Genomic DNA, 14,311 nt, shown 5'->3' with positions numbered 1-14,311 from the left:
ACTATCGCGTTCTCAAGCGAGGTGGATAGCGGCTCGCGTCAGGAAACGCGTCAATGCAAGGTGCGCTAGAGAGCCGCCGAGACATCCGCGTCGATCTGCGTTTCGACCGTGAACAGATCAGGCTCGACGGTGCCGGGCTGATGCTTTTCGCGCGCGGCGATGACGGGCGCGAAGAAACGGCGGTGGTGGACGCTGGGTCCTAACCGGTCCAGTGCCTCGCGATGTTCCGGCACGGCGTAGCCCTTGTGGGTCTCGAACCCGTAGCCCGGGCAATCCAGCGCCAGCGCGCACATCAGGCGGTCGCGCGTCACCTTGGCGATGATCGAAGCAGCCGCAATCGACATCACGATGCCATCGCCGCCGATCACGGCGTCGCAGTCGCATGGCGCCTCGATCCGGTCGCGGCCGTCGACGAACACATGTTTGGGGATTTCCGGTAAGCCCCGCACGGCGCGCGTCAGCGCCCACAGCGAGGCGCGCAGGATATTGTCGCGATCGATACGCGCCGGCGAGGCAAAGGCGACCGCAAACGACGAGGTTGCGCAAATCTCTTCGAACAGTTCCTCACGGCGCTCCGCCGTCAGCCGCTTTGAATCGTCGATGCCTTTGGGAATTCGTTTGGGATCGAGAATCACGGCAGCGGCCACCACGGGGCCCGCCAGCGGACCCCGTCCGGCCTCGTCGCAACCGGCGATCGGCCAGACGCCGCGCTTGATCAGCGCGCGCTCGCGGCGAAAGCTCGGCGGCGCCACCGCGATCACGCCGTTCGGCAGTTTTGCCTTTTTGGCGACCGGCTTGGCCGCTGGTTTGGCCGCTAGTTTCTTGGACGACTTATCCCGAATCATGCGGGGATGGTGGGCAAGCACGCGCCAGCGCGCAACCGGGAACCGGAGGCAATTCCCGCTATTCAGTCACGACAGGCCAAGCCCTAATCCGCCAAATGCACCCGCCGGTCCTCTCCGACCTCGATGCCGGGGGCGACCACGACTTCCCAGGGATGATTGTCGGGATCGGCGAAATATCCGGAGTAGCCGCCATACGCCGTCTCATGCGCGGCCTTGAGCAGCGAGGCGCCCTTTGCGATGGCGAAATCCAGCACGGTATCGACTTCCTCGCGTGAGGCGCAATTCCACGCCAGCGTCACGCCGCGGAAGGCTTTGGGCCGCGGTTGGTCCGGCAGCGTCGCGTCCTCTGCGAGCTGATCCCACGAAAACAGGGCGATCACCGGGCCGCCGGTGTCGAAGAAGGCGACCGCCTCGCCGGTCGAGCGAACTCTTCGCGCAAAACCCAGCGCTTCATAAAAGGTGATGCTGGCGCGCATGTTGGTTACGCCGAGCGTGATGACGGTGAGGCGTGGGATTGGGGCTGTCATTTTCTTGCTCATGCTGCCTCCACATTCGTCATTGCCTGCGACAAACGCGGAGCGTTTGCGCAAGGGAGCAACGCGACGAAGCTATCCATGCTTCTTGCGCGGATGCATGGATTGCTTCGCTGCGCTCGCAATGACGGCGGAAAGATTCCCCGTTGTGTTAGAACAAACTCAACTGCTGTCCGTTTCGCTTCGGCTTGACGAAATGGTCGGTGGTCAGTTTCAGGCGCCGCTTGTTCAGTCCAAGCTTCTCGCAGGCGATTTCGAAGCGGCGTCCGATCATCCAGGCCATCGGCCCGGTTCCCTTCATCCGGGTTCCCCATTGCGAGTCGTAGTCGCGGCCGCCGCGCATGTCGCGGATCAAAGTGAAGACGTGGCGATAACGGTCGGGATAATTCGCCATCAGCCATTCGCGGAAGAGATCGCGCACTTCCAGCGGCAGCCGCAGCAGCACATAACTCGCCTCTTTCGCGCCGGCATGCGCCGCGGCATCGAGGATGCGCTCGATCTCGGAATCGTTCAGCGCGGGGATCACGGGCGCGACCATGACTGTTGCCGGAATGCCGGCCTCAGCCAGTTGCCTTATCGCCTCCAGCCGCTTCGGCGGTGTCGAGGCCCGCGGCTCCATGGTGCGCGCGAGTTTCGGGTCGAGCGTCGTCACTGACAGGGCGACCTTGACCAGATTGCGTTTTGCCATCCGCTGGAGGATGTCGATGTCGCGCGTCACCAGCGCCGATTTGGTGACGATGCCGACCGGATGGCCGGCACGCTCCAGCACTTCGAGAATGCCGCGCATGATCTTGTATTTGCGCTCGATCGGTTGATAGGGATCGGTATTGGTGCCGATCGCGATCATGCGCGGTTCGTAGCCCGCCGCCGCCAGTTCCTTTTCCAGCAACTCCGGCGCATCGGGTTTGGCGAGCAGCTGGGTTTCAAAATCAAGTCCGGGCGACAGCCCGAGATAGGCGTGGGTCGGCCGCGCGAAGCAGTAGACGCAGCCATGCTCGCAGCCGCGATAGGGGTTGATCGAGCGGTCGAAGCCGATATCGGGCGAGTCGTTGCGCGTGATGACCTTGCGCGAGGTGTCGAGCCCGACCGTGGTCTTGAACGGCGGCAGGTCTTCGAGGCTCTGCCAACCGTCGTCGAAGGCGACGCGCGCCTCGGCCTCGAAGCGGCCGCTGTCGTTGGACTGGGCGCCGCGGCCGCGCCGCCGCTCGCGCTCGATCGCGACCTCGAGCTCAGGAAAAGGAGTAGCACCCGCCGGTTCGGAGGGCGCCGTGACCGGCGGGTGCTTGAGGGCATGAGAGGATGCTCGGCTCATGCTTGGAACGTAACACGTCTTTAGAACAAAGCAAGAACAGCAACGACAAATCCACACGAGAGGTGCCGCAAAAATCCGCATGCCAACGGATGTTTTGAATGTGACAAGGTGATAACAAACGGCGTTTTTCACCGTTTGAGCCAACGAAGCCTCATTATGCTGAGCGTGATCATCCCCACTGAAGGCGTCGAACAGCCCGCCGTCGCCACCCTGGCGGCGCTGGTGCCGGGCGCCGCTGCCGGTTTGATCCGCGAAGTGGTGCTGGTCGACCGTTCCGCAAGCAGCGTGATCGAGCGGGTCGCCGACGTAGCCGGCTGCCGCTTCATGGCCTTCGAGGGAACCCGCGCTGCGGCGCTCGCCGCCGGCGCCCGCCAAGCGCGCTCGCCATGGCTGATGTTCCTGCACGCCGGCGCCGTGCTCGACTCGGGCTGGATCGAAGAGACCGCGCAATTCATCCAGAGCGTATCGAGCAGCGGCAGGCCTCGCGCTGGAATCTTCCGCTATGCCCGCTCGCCTTACGCCGATGCCGGCTTGCGCGATGGCCTCAAATTCATCGCCCGCATGGTCACGGGACCCTCGGCGGAACAGGGCCTGCTCATCGCGCACGATCATTACGACCGGCTCGGCGGCTACCGGCCGGACGTCCGCGGTTCCGAAGCCCGCCTGCTGCGCCAGCTCGGCCGGCGCTCCCGCACGATGCTGCGCAGCCGGGTCATGGTGGTGGCCTAAGCCCCCGAGCCCAGACACAAAATCGCGAAAACAACCCCATGCAAAGATAGAATGGGCACCGGAATATACTTGCCAAAGTCAAATATTTATCTGACAATGGCAAGTATCGAGGTACGCCATGTCCCAAAGCAATTCCGATGAAGCAGTCGCGGCGGTCCGCGCCTTCAACCGCTTCTACACCCGCAAGCTCGGCGTGCTCGACCAGCAACTGATGAAGAGCCCGTTCTCGCTCAGCGAGGCGCGGGTGCTGTACGAGCTCGCCTACCGCGAAGACCTCTCGGCCAAGGAGATCGGCGCTGAACTCGGGCTCGACGCCGGCTATCTCAGCCGGATCGTGCAGAACTTCGACGAGAATGGCTTGATCACCCGCAAGCCGCTGCCGGCGGACCGGCGGCAATTCCAGCTCGCCCTGACGGCCAAGGGACGCCAGACCTTCGCCAAGCTCGAACGCAGCATGCAGGACGACATCGGCGCCATGCTGGCCGCGTTGCCGCGCGGCGGCAGCCAAAAGCTCGTCGGCGCGATGGCCGAGATCGAGCGGCTGCTCGGCATATCAGGCGCGGCGGCGGCGCCAGCGATCCTGCGCACCCACCGCCCCGGCGACATGGGCTGGGTAGTGCAGAGCCACGGCGCGTTCTACGCCAGCGAATATGGCTTTGACTCCTCGTTCGAAGCGCTGGTGGCGGAGATCGCGGCGAAATTCCTGACCTCGTTCGACGCCTCGCGCGAGCGTTGCTGGATTGCCGAGCTTGATGGCGTCCAGGTCGGCTCGGTGTTTGTGGTCAAGCACAGCGACGACGTTGCCAAGCTGCGCCTGCTGCTGGTCGATCCGGCCGGACGCGGCCAGCGATTGGGCCAGCGGCTGGTCGCCGAATGCGTCGCCTTCGCGCGGGCGACCGGCTATCGCAGGATGACGCTGTGGACCCAGAGCATCCTGGTCGCCGCGCGCAAGATCTATCAGGACGCCGGCTTCAAGCTGGTCGCGACCGAGCCGCATCGAAGTTTTGGCCAGAGCCTTGTTGGCGAGACCTGGGAACGCGAGCTGTGAAGCCGGGGCGTCGCGACACGCCGCGGCGCGTCACGCCGGACCTGCTCGATTTTTACAAGGCGAGAGCAAAGCAGCTCCGCGATGAAGCGTTCCGGGAGATGTGGCGGGGGTTGTGGGCGCTGCTGACGAAGGCCGTTGGGCGGCGATAATTCTCTCCTTCGTCATTCCGGGGCGCGCGAAGCGCGAACCCGGAATCTCGAGATTCCCCTGTGCGCAATTGCGCACCTGAGGTTCGATGCTGCGCATCGCCCCGGAATGACAACTCAGACCGACGCCCCCTTGGCCTTCGGGCGGCGCAGATGTTCGTCGAGCCGCGGCATTATCTCGACGAAATTGCACGGGCGGGTGCGGTAATCGAGCTGGGCGGCGAGGATGCCGTCCCAGCCGTCGCGGCAGGCGCCGGGCGAGCCCGGCAGGCAGAAGATGAAGGTCGCGCCCGCGACCCCGGCGGTGGCGCGGCTCTGCACCGTCGAGGCGCCGATCTTGGCGTAGCTCAGCATGTGGAAGGCGGTGGAGAAACCGTCCATCCGCTTTTCGAACAGCGGCTCGACCGCCTCCGGCGTGACGTCGCGGCCGGTAAAACCGGTGCCGCCTGTCGTGATGATGGCATCGACACCGGGATCGGCGATCCATCTTCGGATGATGACGCGGATCGCATCGACGTCGTCGACGATGATCTCGCGCGCCGCGAGGTGATGGCCGGCGGCGACCAGCCGGTCCGCCAGCGTCGCCCCCGACTTGTCATCGGCAAGCGCGCGCGTGTCCGAGATCGTCAGCACGGCGATATTCAGCGGTACGAATTGCTTGGTTTCGTCGATGGAGGACATGATTTCTTCTTCTCGTCATGCCCGGCCTTGTGCCGGGCATCCACGTCTTAAAGTCTCTCAAAAAGCAAAGACGTGGATGGCCGGGCATAGCCGTGAAGGACGGCGTCGCTTCACTCGCCTACGCCCTGCCATGACGCCAATCCTTGTCGAGCTACCGCGTTCTACATCGCCCCCGCGGCAAACGTATTGCAGGACTGCACAGTGCCCTGCTTGTAGCCGGTCATGAACCATTGCTTGCGCTGGGCGGCGGAGCCGTGGGTGAATGAATCAGGCACCACCCTGCCCGTCGCCTTGCGCTGCAGCGTGTCGTCGCCGATCGCGGTGGCCGTAGTCAGCGCGGCTTCGATATCGCCGGGTTCGACGAAGCCCGGACGTTTCTTTTCCTCGCGGTTGACCCAGACGCCGGACAGGCAATCCGCCTGCAACTCGACCTTGACCTGCAGCGCGTTGGCTTCCGCCTTGCTGCCGGCCTGCTCCTGCATCCGCTGCACGCGCGGCAGGATGCCGAGCAGGTTCTGGATGTGATGGCCGGCCTCATGCGCGATGATATAGGCGGTGGTGAATTTGCAGGAGCTGCCCGAACAGCCGCGAAACTTCGTCTCGACGTCGCGGAAGAACTGGGTGTCGAGGAATATCTGCCTGTCCGGCGGGCAGTAGAACGGCCCCATCGCCGACTGCGCCATGCCGCAGCGCCCGCCATTGGTGGCGTTGCGGAACAGCACGATGCGCGGCCCCTTGTAGGTTTGCCCACTGGCCTGGAAGATCTCGTTCCAGCGATCGTCGATCTCGCCGAGCACGCCGGCGATCATGCTGCCCATCTCGTCCTTGGGCGCGCCTGTGGTGGCCGGGCCCGACTTGCGCTCGGTCTGGTAGGTCGGCGCCTGCTGGCTGCCGCCGGTGAGAATTTCCGCGCCGCCGATCAGGATGCGCGGGTCGATGCCGAAGGCATAGCCGAGAAGGCCAAGCACGATGATGGTGCCGATGCCGAGCCCGCCACCGCCGCCCATCGGAATGCCGAAGCCGCCGCCACCACCACCACCGCTGTCATCGCGACGGTCGTCGATAGAGTCGCTGCGGCGGAAGTCATCGTAACGCATGGCGCAAATTCCTCATCCCGGCGGATTGCCCTTGGATACCCAACGCGGCACAGACGTAAAATTTCCATTCCATTAATCAATAACCCGCCCGGCAATTATTGCCTAGCGCCGTTTCCATTCCGATTGAATCGGAACGGGGCGCCAGATTCTTGATTTGACGCGTTTTCCTGACGCGAACCGGCATCCGTCCCGCATCAAGTGCGGGACAGGCCTCGCTGCAAATCGCTTTAGTGCGCTTAAACGCTAATCAGCCCCGGCAAATCTGTCCGAGCAGCAATACTGATTAAGTCGATTTTTACTTTGCCCGGTCAATGTATCGCCAGTCGGTTGTTTAGTCCCGCGTCGCCGACAGCGTCGCCTGAGTCAGAGTAATTGAGTCATGGTAGAGTCGCGTCGCGGGGCGTCTGCAAGGGCGCCCCGCACTAAATTCGAGTCCGAAGAGAGTGTTCGTATCGTCGTAGGCGATTGCGTCGCCGAGATGTCGAAGCTTCCGGCAGGCTCCGTCGATCTGGTGTTCGCAGATCCGCCGTACAATCTGCAGCTCAAGGGCGATCTCAAGCGTCCCGACGAATCGCATGTCGATGCCGTCAACAACGACTGGGACAAGTTTTCATCCTTTGCCGCCTATGACGATTTCACCCGCGCCTGGCTGCTCGCCTGCCGCCGCATCATGAAGCCGTCGGCAACGCTCTGGGTGATCGGCTCCTACCACAATATCTTCCGCGTCGGCTCGATCATGCAGGACCTCGGCTTCTGGGTTCTCAACGACATCGTCTGGCGCAAGACCAATCCGATGCCGAATTTCCGCGGCCGCCGCTTCACCAATGCGCACGAGACCATGATCTGGGCGGCGCGGGACGAGAAAGCCAAGGGTTACACCTTCAACTATGAAGCCCTGAAGGCCGCCAACGAGGACGTGCAGGCGCGTTCCGACTGGCTGATTCCGCTTTGCACCGGCGACGAGCGCCTCAAGGGCGACGACGGCAAGAAAGTACATCCGACCCAGAAGCCCGAGGGCCTCCTGGCGCGCGTGCTGCTGTCGTCGTCGAAGCCCGGCGATCTCGTGATCGATCCCTTCAACGGCACCGGCACGACAGGCGCCGTGGCAAAACGTCTCGGCCGCCGCTACATCGGCTTCGAGCGCGACAAGACCTATGCGAGCGCGGCCGAAGCCCGCATCGCGGCGATCGAACCGCTGCCCGAGGCGACGCTGGCGCCCTTCATGACCGCGCGCGACGCACCCCGCGTGGCGTTCTCCGAACTGATCGAGCGCGGCATGATCTCGCCCGGCACCAAACTGGTCGATTCCAAGAAGCGCCACGGCGCTTTGGTCCGCGCCGACGGCGCCATCATGCTCGGCGACAAGGTCGGCTCGATCCACCGCATCGGCGCGGTGGCGCAGGGCTCCGGCGCCTGCAACGGCTGGACCTTCTGGCACGTCGAGACCAAGAAGGGCCTGCGGCTGATCGACGAGCTGCGCGCCGAGATCCGCTCCGGGATGGCGGCGGGCTGACGCCGCCGCTGCGGCTTTTTTCATCCTGCCTTCCGCATGGCCATGGCACCGCAACAAGCGAGATGGCAGCCCTGTGATTTTCGCAGTCTGCCGCCCCCTGTTTTGCCGTGATTCGTAGCTATATTTGTTGCTTGCTTAACCCATACAGGCCGTCATTTGCGGCCGCAGCGAGCCGTCCGATGCGCTCCCAATCCGATTCATTACTCGTGTTGCCGCTGCTGCCGATCTTCCTGATCGGCGTGCCCCCGATCCTGCTGTTCACCTTGCTGGGCTTTGCCGGCTTCGTCATCCTCGGCGTGCTCCTGATCTGCGTCGGCCTGACCGAGCGGCTGGAAGCGAACAGCGATTTCAACCAGCAGATCATCGTCCACGGCTATGCGCGCCGGTCGGAGCGGATGATTCAGGCGTCGAACCTGCACTCGGCCATTCGCTTCGCCACCATCATCGACCTGGCGGGTGCGGGATTGATCGTGGTCGGGCTGCTGGGTTTTTTCTACCTCGGCTGATCGGCTCCTACCTAAGCTGAGCGGCGCGGTGGGCATCTTTGCCGCGCCGCGCCCTGCCTCACGGACTCGTCGGTTGCGCTCCTTCCGAAAATTTGAGCAAGGACATGCCGCGCTGCGGTAGGATCACCCGCGCCCGGTTCACAGTGCTGGCAGGCAAGAAGCAAAGGGAGTTTTCCAAAAATGCTCAAATTTTATTTCAACGGCTCGCCCAACCCGACCAAAGTCGCGCTCTTCCTCGAGGAATTGGGTCAGCCATTCGAGCCGGTCGCGGTCGACACCCGCAAGGGCGATCAGTTCAAGCCGGAATTCTTGAAGATCAATCCCAACGCCAAGGTGCCGGCGATCGACGACGACGGCGTGCTCGTGTTCGACAGCAACGCCATCCTGCTCTACCTCGCCGAGAAAACCGGCAAATTCCTGCCATCGAACACGCCGCAGAACCGCGCGCAGCTGCTCTCATGGCTGATGTTCGTCGCGACCGGCATCGGGCCCTATTCGGGCCAGGCGGTGCACTTCAAGCACTTTGCGCCGAAGGACCAGAACCACGACTATGCCCATAACCGCTACCAGTTCGAGGCGCAGCGCCACTACGCCGTGCTGAACGATCACCTCGCGGGCAAGAAGTATATGGTCGGCGACACCTACACCGTTGCAGACATGGCGCTGTGGGGCTGGGCGCGGATGGCCGCCTTCGTGATGAACGACGAAGCCGTCGCGAAATACGCCAACGTCAAGCGGCTGGTCGACGAGATATCGGCGCGTCCCGCGGCGGCCAAGGCGATCGCGCTGAAAGACAAGTTCACCTTCAAGGCCGAGATGGACGACGAGGCGCGCGGCAACATGTTCAAGCACCTCTCTACCAAGGCGGCGTAAGCGTCCCGACCTCCAAAAGAACGGCGCCCCTTCGGGCGCCGTTTTCATTTCCAGAGCGTGATGAAGCTTGTTGGATCGATCTGGCGGCAGTCTCGCTGCACCTCTCCCGCTTGCGGGGGAGGTCGGATCGCATTGAAGATGCGATCCGGGTGGGGGCTCTCTCCGCGAGTCGTATCGCGGAGAGAGCCCCCACCCCGCCCCTCCCCCGCAAGCGCGGGAGAGGGAGCGCAGCTTCTTCGCGGTTGCTATTTGACCTAATTTCAATGCGCCTCTAATCAATCGCCGCCACCACCTCGATTTCGATCAGCCAGCCCGGCCGCGCCAGGCGGCTGACCACCACGAGCGTGCTCGCAGGCGGCTTTTCCTTGTTCAGGTAGCGGTCGCGTATCGCCCGCATTTTCGGCAGGTCGTCCTGGCTGACCTCGGCGACGAGATAGGTGTTCAGCTTGACGATGTCGGCCATGGTGGCGCCGGCCGCGTCCAGCGCGAGTTTGAGGTTCTTGAACACCTGCTCGACCTGCGCCTCGAAATTGCCTTCGCCGACCATCTTGCCGGATGCGTCGGCCGAAACCTGACCCGCCACATAAACCAGCGTGCCCTTGTTGACCTTGGCGACGTGCGAATAGCCCGTCGGCGGCGGCAGCGTCGCCGGGCTGAAGATTTCCTTGATCATATCGATCTCCCTATATTATTTCCGCCAGAACGGCTTGCCGATCTCGCAGCCCAGCTCGGGCCGGCAGAGTCCGATATCCTCTAGTTCGCGCGCGCTCATGACAGAGAGTTGACGCCGGGAACGGCGGCGCTCCCGCCAGACCCGGACGAGAGCGATGATAGCCGCGATGACCGCGCGCGTCGAACGGGAGCGTGTTCGCACCTGCTGGCGCTGCTTGCCAGCGCAAACGCTGCTCAACGCTTCAGCCCGCAACCGTCTGCGCCTTCAAGTTTTCCTTGGGAAACGGGCCCAAAACCCGCTCGCACAAGCTTGAATCATTGTATTCGCGGATTTCGCGAATCTTGCCGTTCTCGATCCGGTAGATCAGGCAATAATGATTGTCGTAGCGCTCACCGGCGTGGGTCACCATGTCGCCCCGCGCCTCCACCGCGACCCATTCATCATCAGCGATGAGCCGAAACGGAACGGTGCGGCGATGCTTCAACAACGAGGCGACATAGCCGTAGAGATCGCGAAGCACCGATTCCTTGCCGTGAAAGGTCTGCGACCAGGAATACTGTCCGGTGACGGTCATGGTGACGTCATCGGCCAGCGCATCGACGTACATGGTGCGGTCACCGTCGGCAACGCCGGCGAAAATTGTCTCCATTAACTTCTTGTTGTCGGCGGCGCTCATGGCGGCTTCTCCTGTGATCTGATGTTTCAGATCATCGCGCGCAGGACCGCATTCTTCCAATCGATAGAGAATATGATATATATTCACCTGATGAATTTGAATTCGCTTGACCTTAATCTACTGGTCGCGCTCGACGCGCTGCTAAGGGAAGGCAATGTCAGCCGGGCCGCGATGCGGATCGGGTTGTCGCAGCCCGCCACCAGCCACGCGCTGCAGCGGCTGCGCGACCTGATCGGCGATCCCCTGCTGGTGCGCAACGGCGCCCGCATGGAGCTGACGCCGCGCGCGCTGGCGTTGCGCGGCCCGCTGGCGCAGGCGCTCGACCAGGTGCGCTCCCTGTTCATATCGGACGATTTCGACGCCGCGCGCAGCGAGCGGCAGTTTCGCCTGATGATGCCGGACCTCGCGGTCGAACTCTTGATGCCGCCGCTGATGGAGAAGATCACGAAGGCTGCGCCGAACGTCCGCATCGACGTGGTGCCGTGGCGGAGTTCGGCGATCATGACCGCCGAATTCGCCCGCACCCTCGATCTCGTGATCTCGATCGGTGACGGCTTCCGCGGCTTTCACCGCCAGCGTCTCTATACCGACAGCGATGCGCTGGCGGTGCGGCGCGGCCATCCCGCCGCCGCCAAACTGAAGAAGCGCGAGGGATTCCTGAATGCTCGGCATGTCGCCGTTGTCATCCGTGGCCAGAGCGAGGATCTGATCGACGTCTGGCTGCGACCCAAGGGCATCGAACGCAAGATCGCGCTGGTCGTGCCCGGCTATATCGAGGCGCTGCACGTCACCGCGCGCACGGATCTGGTCGCCTTCGTGCCGCGCCGCCTGATCGGCGCTTTGTCGAAGCAATTGTCGCTCGCAGCCATCGCGCCACCGTTCGATCCCGGAACCGACGAGCAGTTCATGTTCTACCCGACCCGCGCCCAGATGGATCCCGGCTCGATCTGGCTGCGCAACATCATGCTCGGCATCGGCCGCGAGATGGAGCGGGAGAAGCGGAAAGTGGCGTAGTTTTTAGTCGTCGTCCCGGCCTTGAGCCGGGACCCATACGCCGCGGCCCCGATTATTTTGGAAGGTATCTAACGCCGGCACATCAACCGATAGGCCGCGGCGTATGGGTCCCGGGTCAAGCCCGGGACGACAGGAAACTACATCTTCTCTTCTGCCAGCGCCTTCTGCACGGCGGGCCGGTCCTTCATGCGCTTGAAATGGTCGGCGACCTTCGGCAGCGTCGCGATGTCGACGCCGTCGCCTTCCAGCCATCCCGTCAGCGTGAACAGATAGGGGTCGCAGATCGTGTAGGTCTCGCCCATCATCCATGGGCCCTTGAGCATCTTCTGCTCGAGCAGCGCAAAGACCGCGCCCATGCTTTTCGGAAGCGTCTTCTTCATGTCCGCAAAGGAGGATTCTTCCGTGGCCCAACGGTAGCCACGTCCCTTATGGGAATGCGCCACGTGTACCGTCGAAGACAAATAGCTGTTGATGGCCTGCACCTGCGCGAACGCAAAGGGATCATCGAGCGGCGCCAACTTCGCCTTTGGAAAACTCTGCGCGATGTAGGCCAGCATCGCCACGTTCTCGGTCAGGACGCCGCGATCGGTGACCAGCGCCGGCACGCGGCCTTTCGGATTGATCGCCAAATATTCCGGACTTTGCTGCTGGTTGGTCTTGAAGTCGATCCGCTCGGCGGTGTAGTCGGCGCCGGCTTCCGCCAGCGCGATGTGGGTGGCGAGCGCGCAGGTGCCGGGAGCAAAATAGAGCTTGAGCATGTTGGTCCTCACGGGTGATGCCTCAGGTTACCTGCGCATTGCTGCGCCGTCTATCCCAGGCGAACCCTGAAGTGGCACTCACGCCGCGCGGGGCTGCAACTTGCCGTCGATGTAGACGCTGACGATGGTGTCGTCGGCGGGATAAAACTCGGGCGCCACCGCCTGGATCTGAGCCTGGATGCACTTCCACGCACCGTTCTCAAACAGGTAGGTGTCGGTGTACATGGTCATCCCGGTCACTTCGTTGCCGTCGCGCCGCCGGATCGCCTTGTTGGTGGAGCGCACCAGCGCGACATCGCCGACGACGGTGATGAGTTCATCGCGGACGTCCCAGTACGGGATCAGTTTCGGATCGAAGGCGGTCGCCCAGTATTTCAGATATGTCGCGCGATCCCATCGCTGTCCGGTCGGCCAGATGTTGATGAAGGCGGGGTGCAGGATGGCGTCGTGCGAGGCCACGTCGTTGGTGATGAAATTATGGATGAAGCGGGCGTTTAGCGCGCGCAATTCGTCCAACGTCTCGGCGGATTGGTCCTTACGTGTAGCGAGTTGCATCGTCAGCTCCTCTGGTTTTATTAGAGCGCCATCGTGCGCGCCATCTCGGCGGTGGCGTCATCCGCCGGGAAAAAGCATTCGATCTTGATCTGTTGCAGCGCCGCGTCCGTCGGCATCGCGAGCGTCGTAAAGGTGGAAAAGAACGCGAGCCGGAAATCACCTTTGGCGAGTTGCATGATCATGACGGGCGAACTGGCCTGCGAATGGCGCGGAAGCCGCCATTCGGCCGGCAGCCCGGGATAGGCCATGATCTCGTCGAACAGGCGCGCGGCCGCACGGCTGCCCTGCGCGACGTCGCGGTGCAGGATCTGGATCATCTGGCCGGCGAACTCTTCCCAGTTCACGATGAACTGCCGCAGGCCTTTGGGATGGAAAACGACGTGCATGGCGTTGTCGGCAACGCCGGCTTCCATCCGGTAGGAATCGCGAAACGGCTTGAGCAGGCGCGCGGACCCCTGGTTGCGCATCCGAACGTCCCAGTGCCCGTCGACCACGATCCCCGGATACGGCTCCTGCTGCCGCAGGATGAAATCCAGCGCCTGCTGCACCGGCTGCAGATTGTCCGCCGCCAATCCCTTGTCGCCATAGGGCGGCACGAAACCCGCCGCGACGTGCAAGGCATTGCGCTCCTCGAGCGGCAGATCGAGCGCGCTGCCGAGCAGTTGCACCATCTCGCGGCTCGGCTGCGACCGGCCGGTTTCCAGAAAGCACAGATGCCGCGCCGATACGTTGGCGTCAGCCGCCAGTTCGATCTGGGTGAGGCGGCGCACGCCACGCCAATGCCTCAGCAGGCTGCTGAAATGCCCGGCTGCGGCATCGTGGGAATTGTGTGTCGGCGCGCTCATGTGAGGCAATCTAGACCATCACGTCAGAACGGCAATTACCTCCGATGTAAGTGACAAGCCGACAATTCCCTGAAAGACTCGACCATGCCTTTGATCGTGCGGGAGAGCATTCATGGACGGCAGCGCAATCAGGGAAGTCGTGACGCAGTACTTGGCTGCATGGAACGAACCGGAGGCTACCGCACGGCAGGCGCTGCTTGCGCGATGCTGGAGCGATGGCGGCGTCTATCTCGATCCCAGGGTCTCGCTGACGGGGCGGGACGAACTCGCCCGCCACATCGCCGCGATGCAGGCGTCGCGGCCGGGCGCGCGGCTGGAGTTCATGAGCGGCATCGATGTGCACCACAACGTGTTCCGCGTCCTCTGGCGCCTGGTGCGCGAGGACGGCAGCTGCGGCGACATCTCGATCGATTTTGGCGAGGTCGGCCCCGATGGCCGGGTGGTCAAGAACGTCGGCTTTTTCGGCGCGCCGCCCGCGCTGCCGTAAGGTCTCGGGAGGGGAATACC

Annotated in this window: 18 protein-coding genes; 7 read left to right on the top strand and 11 right to left on the bottom strand. The window is 63.3% G+C overall.

What is annotated here, in order from left to right; genetic code table 11:
* Positions 1-65: 65 nt before the first annotated feature.
* The 3 genes from rnhB to ABIE49_RS30675 all read right to left on the bottom strand — a co-directional run bounded on the left by rnhB (position 66) and on the right by ABIE49_RS30675 (position 2,690).
* Positions 66-845 carry a ribonuclease HII gene (gene rnhB, locus ABIE49_RS30685; protein WP_192738592.1) on the bottom strand — a complete coding sequence of 260 codons (780 nt, stop codon included), beginning with the start codon at positions 843-845 and terminating at the stop codon, positions 66-68.
* An 83-nt stretch (positions 846-928) separates the two neighbouring features.
* A complete protein-coding gene (locus tag ABIE49_RS30680) occupies positions 929-1,384 on the bottom strand; it encodes a VOC family protein (RefSeq protein ID WP_192738591.1) in 456 nt (151 codons plus the stop codon).
* 145 nt (positions 1,385-1,529) lie between these two features.
* The gene (locus ABIE49_RS30675; RefSeq protein ID WP_192738590.1) at positions 1,530-2,690 is read right to left on the bottom strand and encodes a PA0069 family radical SAM protein; all 1,161 of its coding nucleotides are present in this window, start codon (positions 2,688-2,690) and stop codon (positions 1,530-1,532) included.
* 156 nt (positions 2,691-2,846) lie between these two features.
* Here ABIE49_RS30675 and ABIE49_RS30670 point away from each other — a divergent pair, with 156 nt between their 5' ends.
* Both ABIE49_RS30670 and ABIE49_RS30665 read left to right on the top strand, forming a co-directional pair.
* Positions 2,847-3,419: a glycosyltransferase gene (locus tag ABIE49_RS30670; RefSeq protein WP_192738589.1), complete on the top strand. Its 573-nt coding sequence runs from the start codon at positions 2,847-2,849 to the stop codon at positions 3,417-3,419.
* Between the two features lie 118 nt (positions 3,420-3,537).
* Positions 3,538-4,467 (top strand): bifunctional helix-turn-helix transcriptional regulator/GNAT family N-acetyltransferase, encoded by a 930-nt coding sequence (locus ABIE49_RS30665; protein WP_192738588.1) that lies wholly within the window; start codon positions 3,538-3,540, stop codon positions 4,465-4,467.
* Between the two features lie 263 nt (positions 4,468-4,730).
* On the opposite strand, the gene moaB is transcribed toward ABIE49_RS30665, so the two are convergent.
* Positions 4,731-5,294, bottom strand: coding sequence for a molybdenum cofactor biosynthesis protein B (gene moaB / locus ABIE49_RS30660; RefSeq protein ID WP_192738587.1), 564 nt, complete (start codon positions 5,292-5,294; stop codon positions 4,731-4,733).
* 161 nt (positions 5,295-5,455) lie between these two features.
* Positions 5,456-6,391: a KPN_02809 family neutral zinc metallopeptidase gene (ypfJ, locus tag ABIE49_RS30655; protein WP_192738586.1), complete on the bottom strand. Its 936-nt coding sequence runs from the start codon at positions 6,389-6,391 to the stop codon at positions 5,456-5,458.
* Between the two features lie 379 nt (positions 6,392-6,770).
* Here ypfJ and ABIE49_RS30650 point away from each other — a divergent pair, with 379 nt between their 5' ends.
* The 3 genes from ABIE49_RS30650 to ABIE49_RS30640 all read left to right on the top strand — a co-directional run bounded on the left by ABIE49_RS30650 (position 6,771) and on the right by ABIE49_RS30640 (position 9,283).
* Positions 6,771-7,904 (top strand): site-specific DNA-methyltransferase, encoded by a 1,134-nt coding sequence (locus tag ABIE49_RS30650; protein ID WP_192738585.1) that lies wholly within the window; start codon positions 6,771-6,773, stop codon positions 7,902-7,904.
* A 206-nt stretch (positions 7,905-8,110) separates the two neighbouring features.
* Entirely contained in the window at positions 8,111-8,410 is a 300-nt protein-coding gene (locus tag ABIE49_RS30645) for a hypothetical protein (RefSeq protein WP_354067080.1), read from the top strand.
* A 180-nt stretch (positions 8,411-8,590) separates the two neighbouring features.
* Positions 8,591-9,283 (top strand): glutathione S-transferase family protein, encoded by a 693-nt coding sequence (locus ABIE49_RS30640; protein ID WP_192738583.1) that lies wholly within the window; start codon positions 8,591-8,593, stop codon positions 9,281-9,283.
* 271 nt (positions 9,284-9,554) lie between these two features.
* Here the strand turns inward: ABIE49_RS30640 and ABIE49_RS30635 are convergent, their stop codons facing one another.
* Genes ABIE49_RS30635 through ABIE49_RS30625 form a run of 3 tightly spaced genes read right to left on the bottom strand, consistent with a single transcriptional unit; the run spans position 9,555 to position 10,632 of the window.
* On the bottom strand, positions 9,555-9,956 hold the full coding sequence (locus ABIE49_RS30635; protein WP_192738582.1) for a RidA family protein: 402 nt from the start codon (positions 9,954-9,956) through the stop codon (positions 9,555-9,557).
* A gap of 15 nt (positions 9,957-9,971) precedes the next feature.
* Positions 9,972-10,157, bottom strand: a complete 186-nt coding sequence (locus tag ABIE49_RS30630) for a DUF1127 domain-containing protein (protein ID WP_192738581.1) — start codon at positions 10,155-10,157, stop codon at positions 9,972-9,974.
* A gap of 40 nt (positions 10,158-10,197) precedes the next feature.
* Entirely contained in the window at positions 10,198-10,632 is a 435-nt protein-coding gene (locus ABIE49_RS30625) for a nuclear transport factor 2 family protein (protein ID WP_192738580.1), read from the bottom strand.
* A 90-nt stretch (positions 10,633-10,722) separates the two neighbouring features.
* Here ABIE49_RS30625 and ABIE49_RS30620 point away from each other — a divergent pair, with 90 nt between their 5' ends.
* Entirely contained in the window at positions 10,723-11,646 is a 924-nt protein-coding gene (locus ABIE49_RS30620; RefSeq protein ID WP_192738614.1) for a LysR family transcriptional regulator, read from the top strand.
* 137 nt (positions 11,647-11,783) lie between these two features.
* On the opposite strand, the gene ABIE49_RS30615 is transcribed toward ABIE49_RS30620, so the two are convergent.
* From ABIE49_RS30615 to ABIE49_RS30605, 3 genes are all read right to left on the bottom strand, one after another.
* Positions 11,784-12,404 carry a glutathione S-transferase family protein gene (locus tag ABIE49_RS30615; protein WP_192738579.1) on the bottom strand — a complete coding sequence of 207 codons (621 nt, stop codon included), beginning with the start codon at positions 12,402-12,404 and terminating at the stop codon, positions 11,784-11,786.
* A gap of 78 nt (positions 12,405-12,482) precedes the next feature.
* Positions 12,483-12,959 (bottom strand): nuclear transport factor 2 family protein, encoded by a 477-nt coding sequence (locus ABIE49_RS30610; RefSeq protein WP_192738578.1) that lies wholly within the window; start codon positions 12,957-12,959, stop codon positions 12,483-12,485.
* Positions 12,960-12,979: 20 nt separating this feature from the next.
* On the bottom strand, positions 12,980-13,804 hold the full coding sequence (locus ABIE49_RS30605) for a helix-turn-helix domain-containing protein (protein WP_192738577.1): 825 nt from the start codon (positions 13,802-13,804) through the stop codon (positions 12,980-12,982).
* Positions 13,805-13,916: 112 nt separating this feature from the next.
* Between ABIE49_RS30605 and ABIE49_RS30600 the strand changes: the two genes are divergently transcribed.
* Entirely contained in the window at positions 13,917-14,291 is a 375-nt protein-coding gene (locus tag ABIE49_RS30600) for a Cif family virulence factor (RefSeq protein ID WP_192738576.1), read from the top strand.
* Positions 14,292-14,311 lie beyond the last annotated feature (20 nt).

This window comes from Bradyrhizobium sp. OAE829 (genome assembly GCF_040546575.1).
Classification (GTDB): Bacteria; Pseudomonadota; Alphaproteobacteria; order Rhizobiales; family Xanthobacteraceae; genus Bradyrhizobium.
The sequence above is the reverse complement of the archived record's forward strand: the minus strand, read 5'-3'. Positions and strand labels throughout refer to the sequence as shown.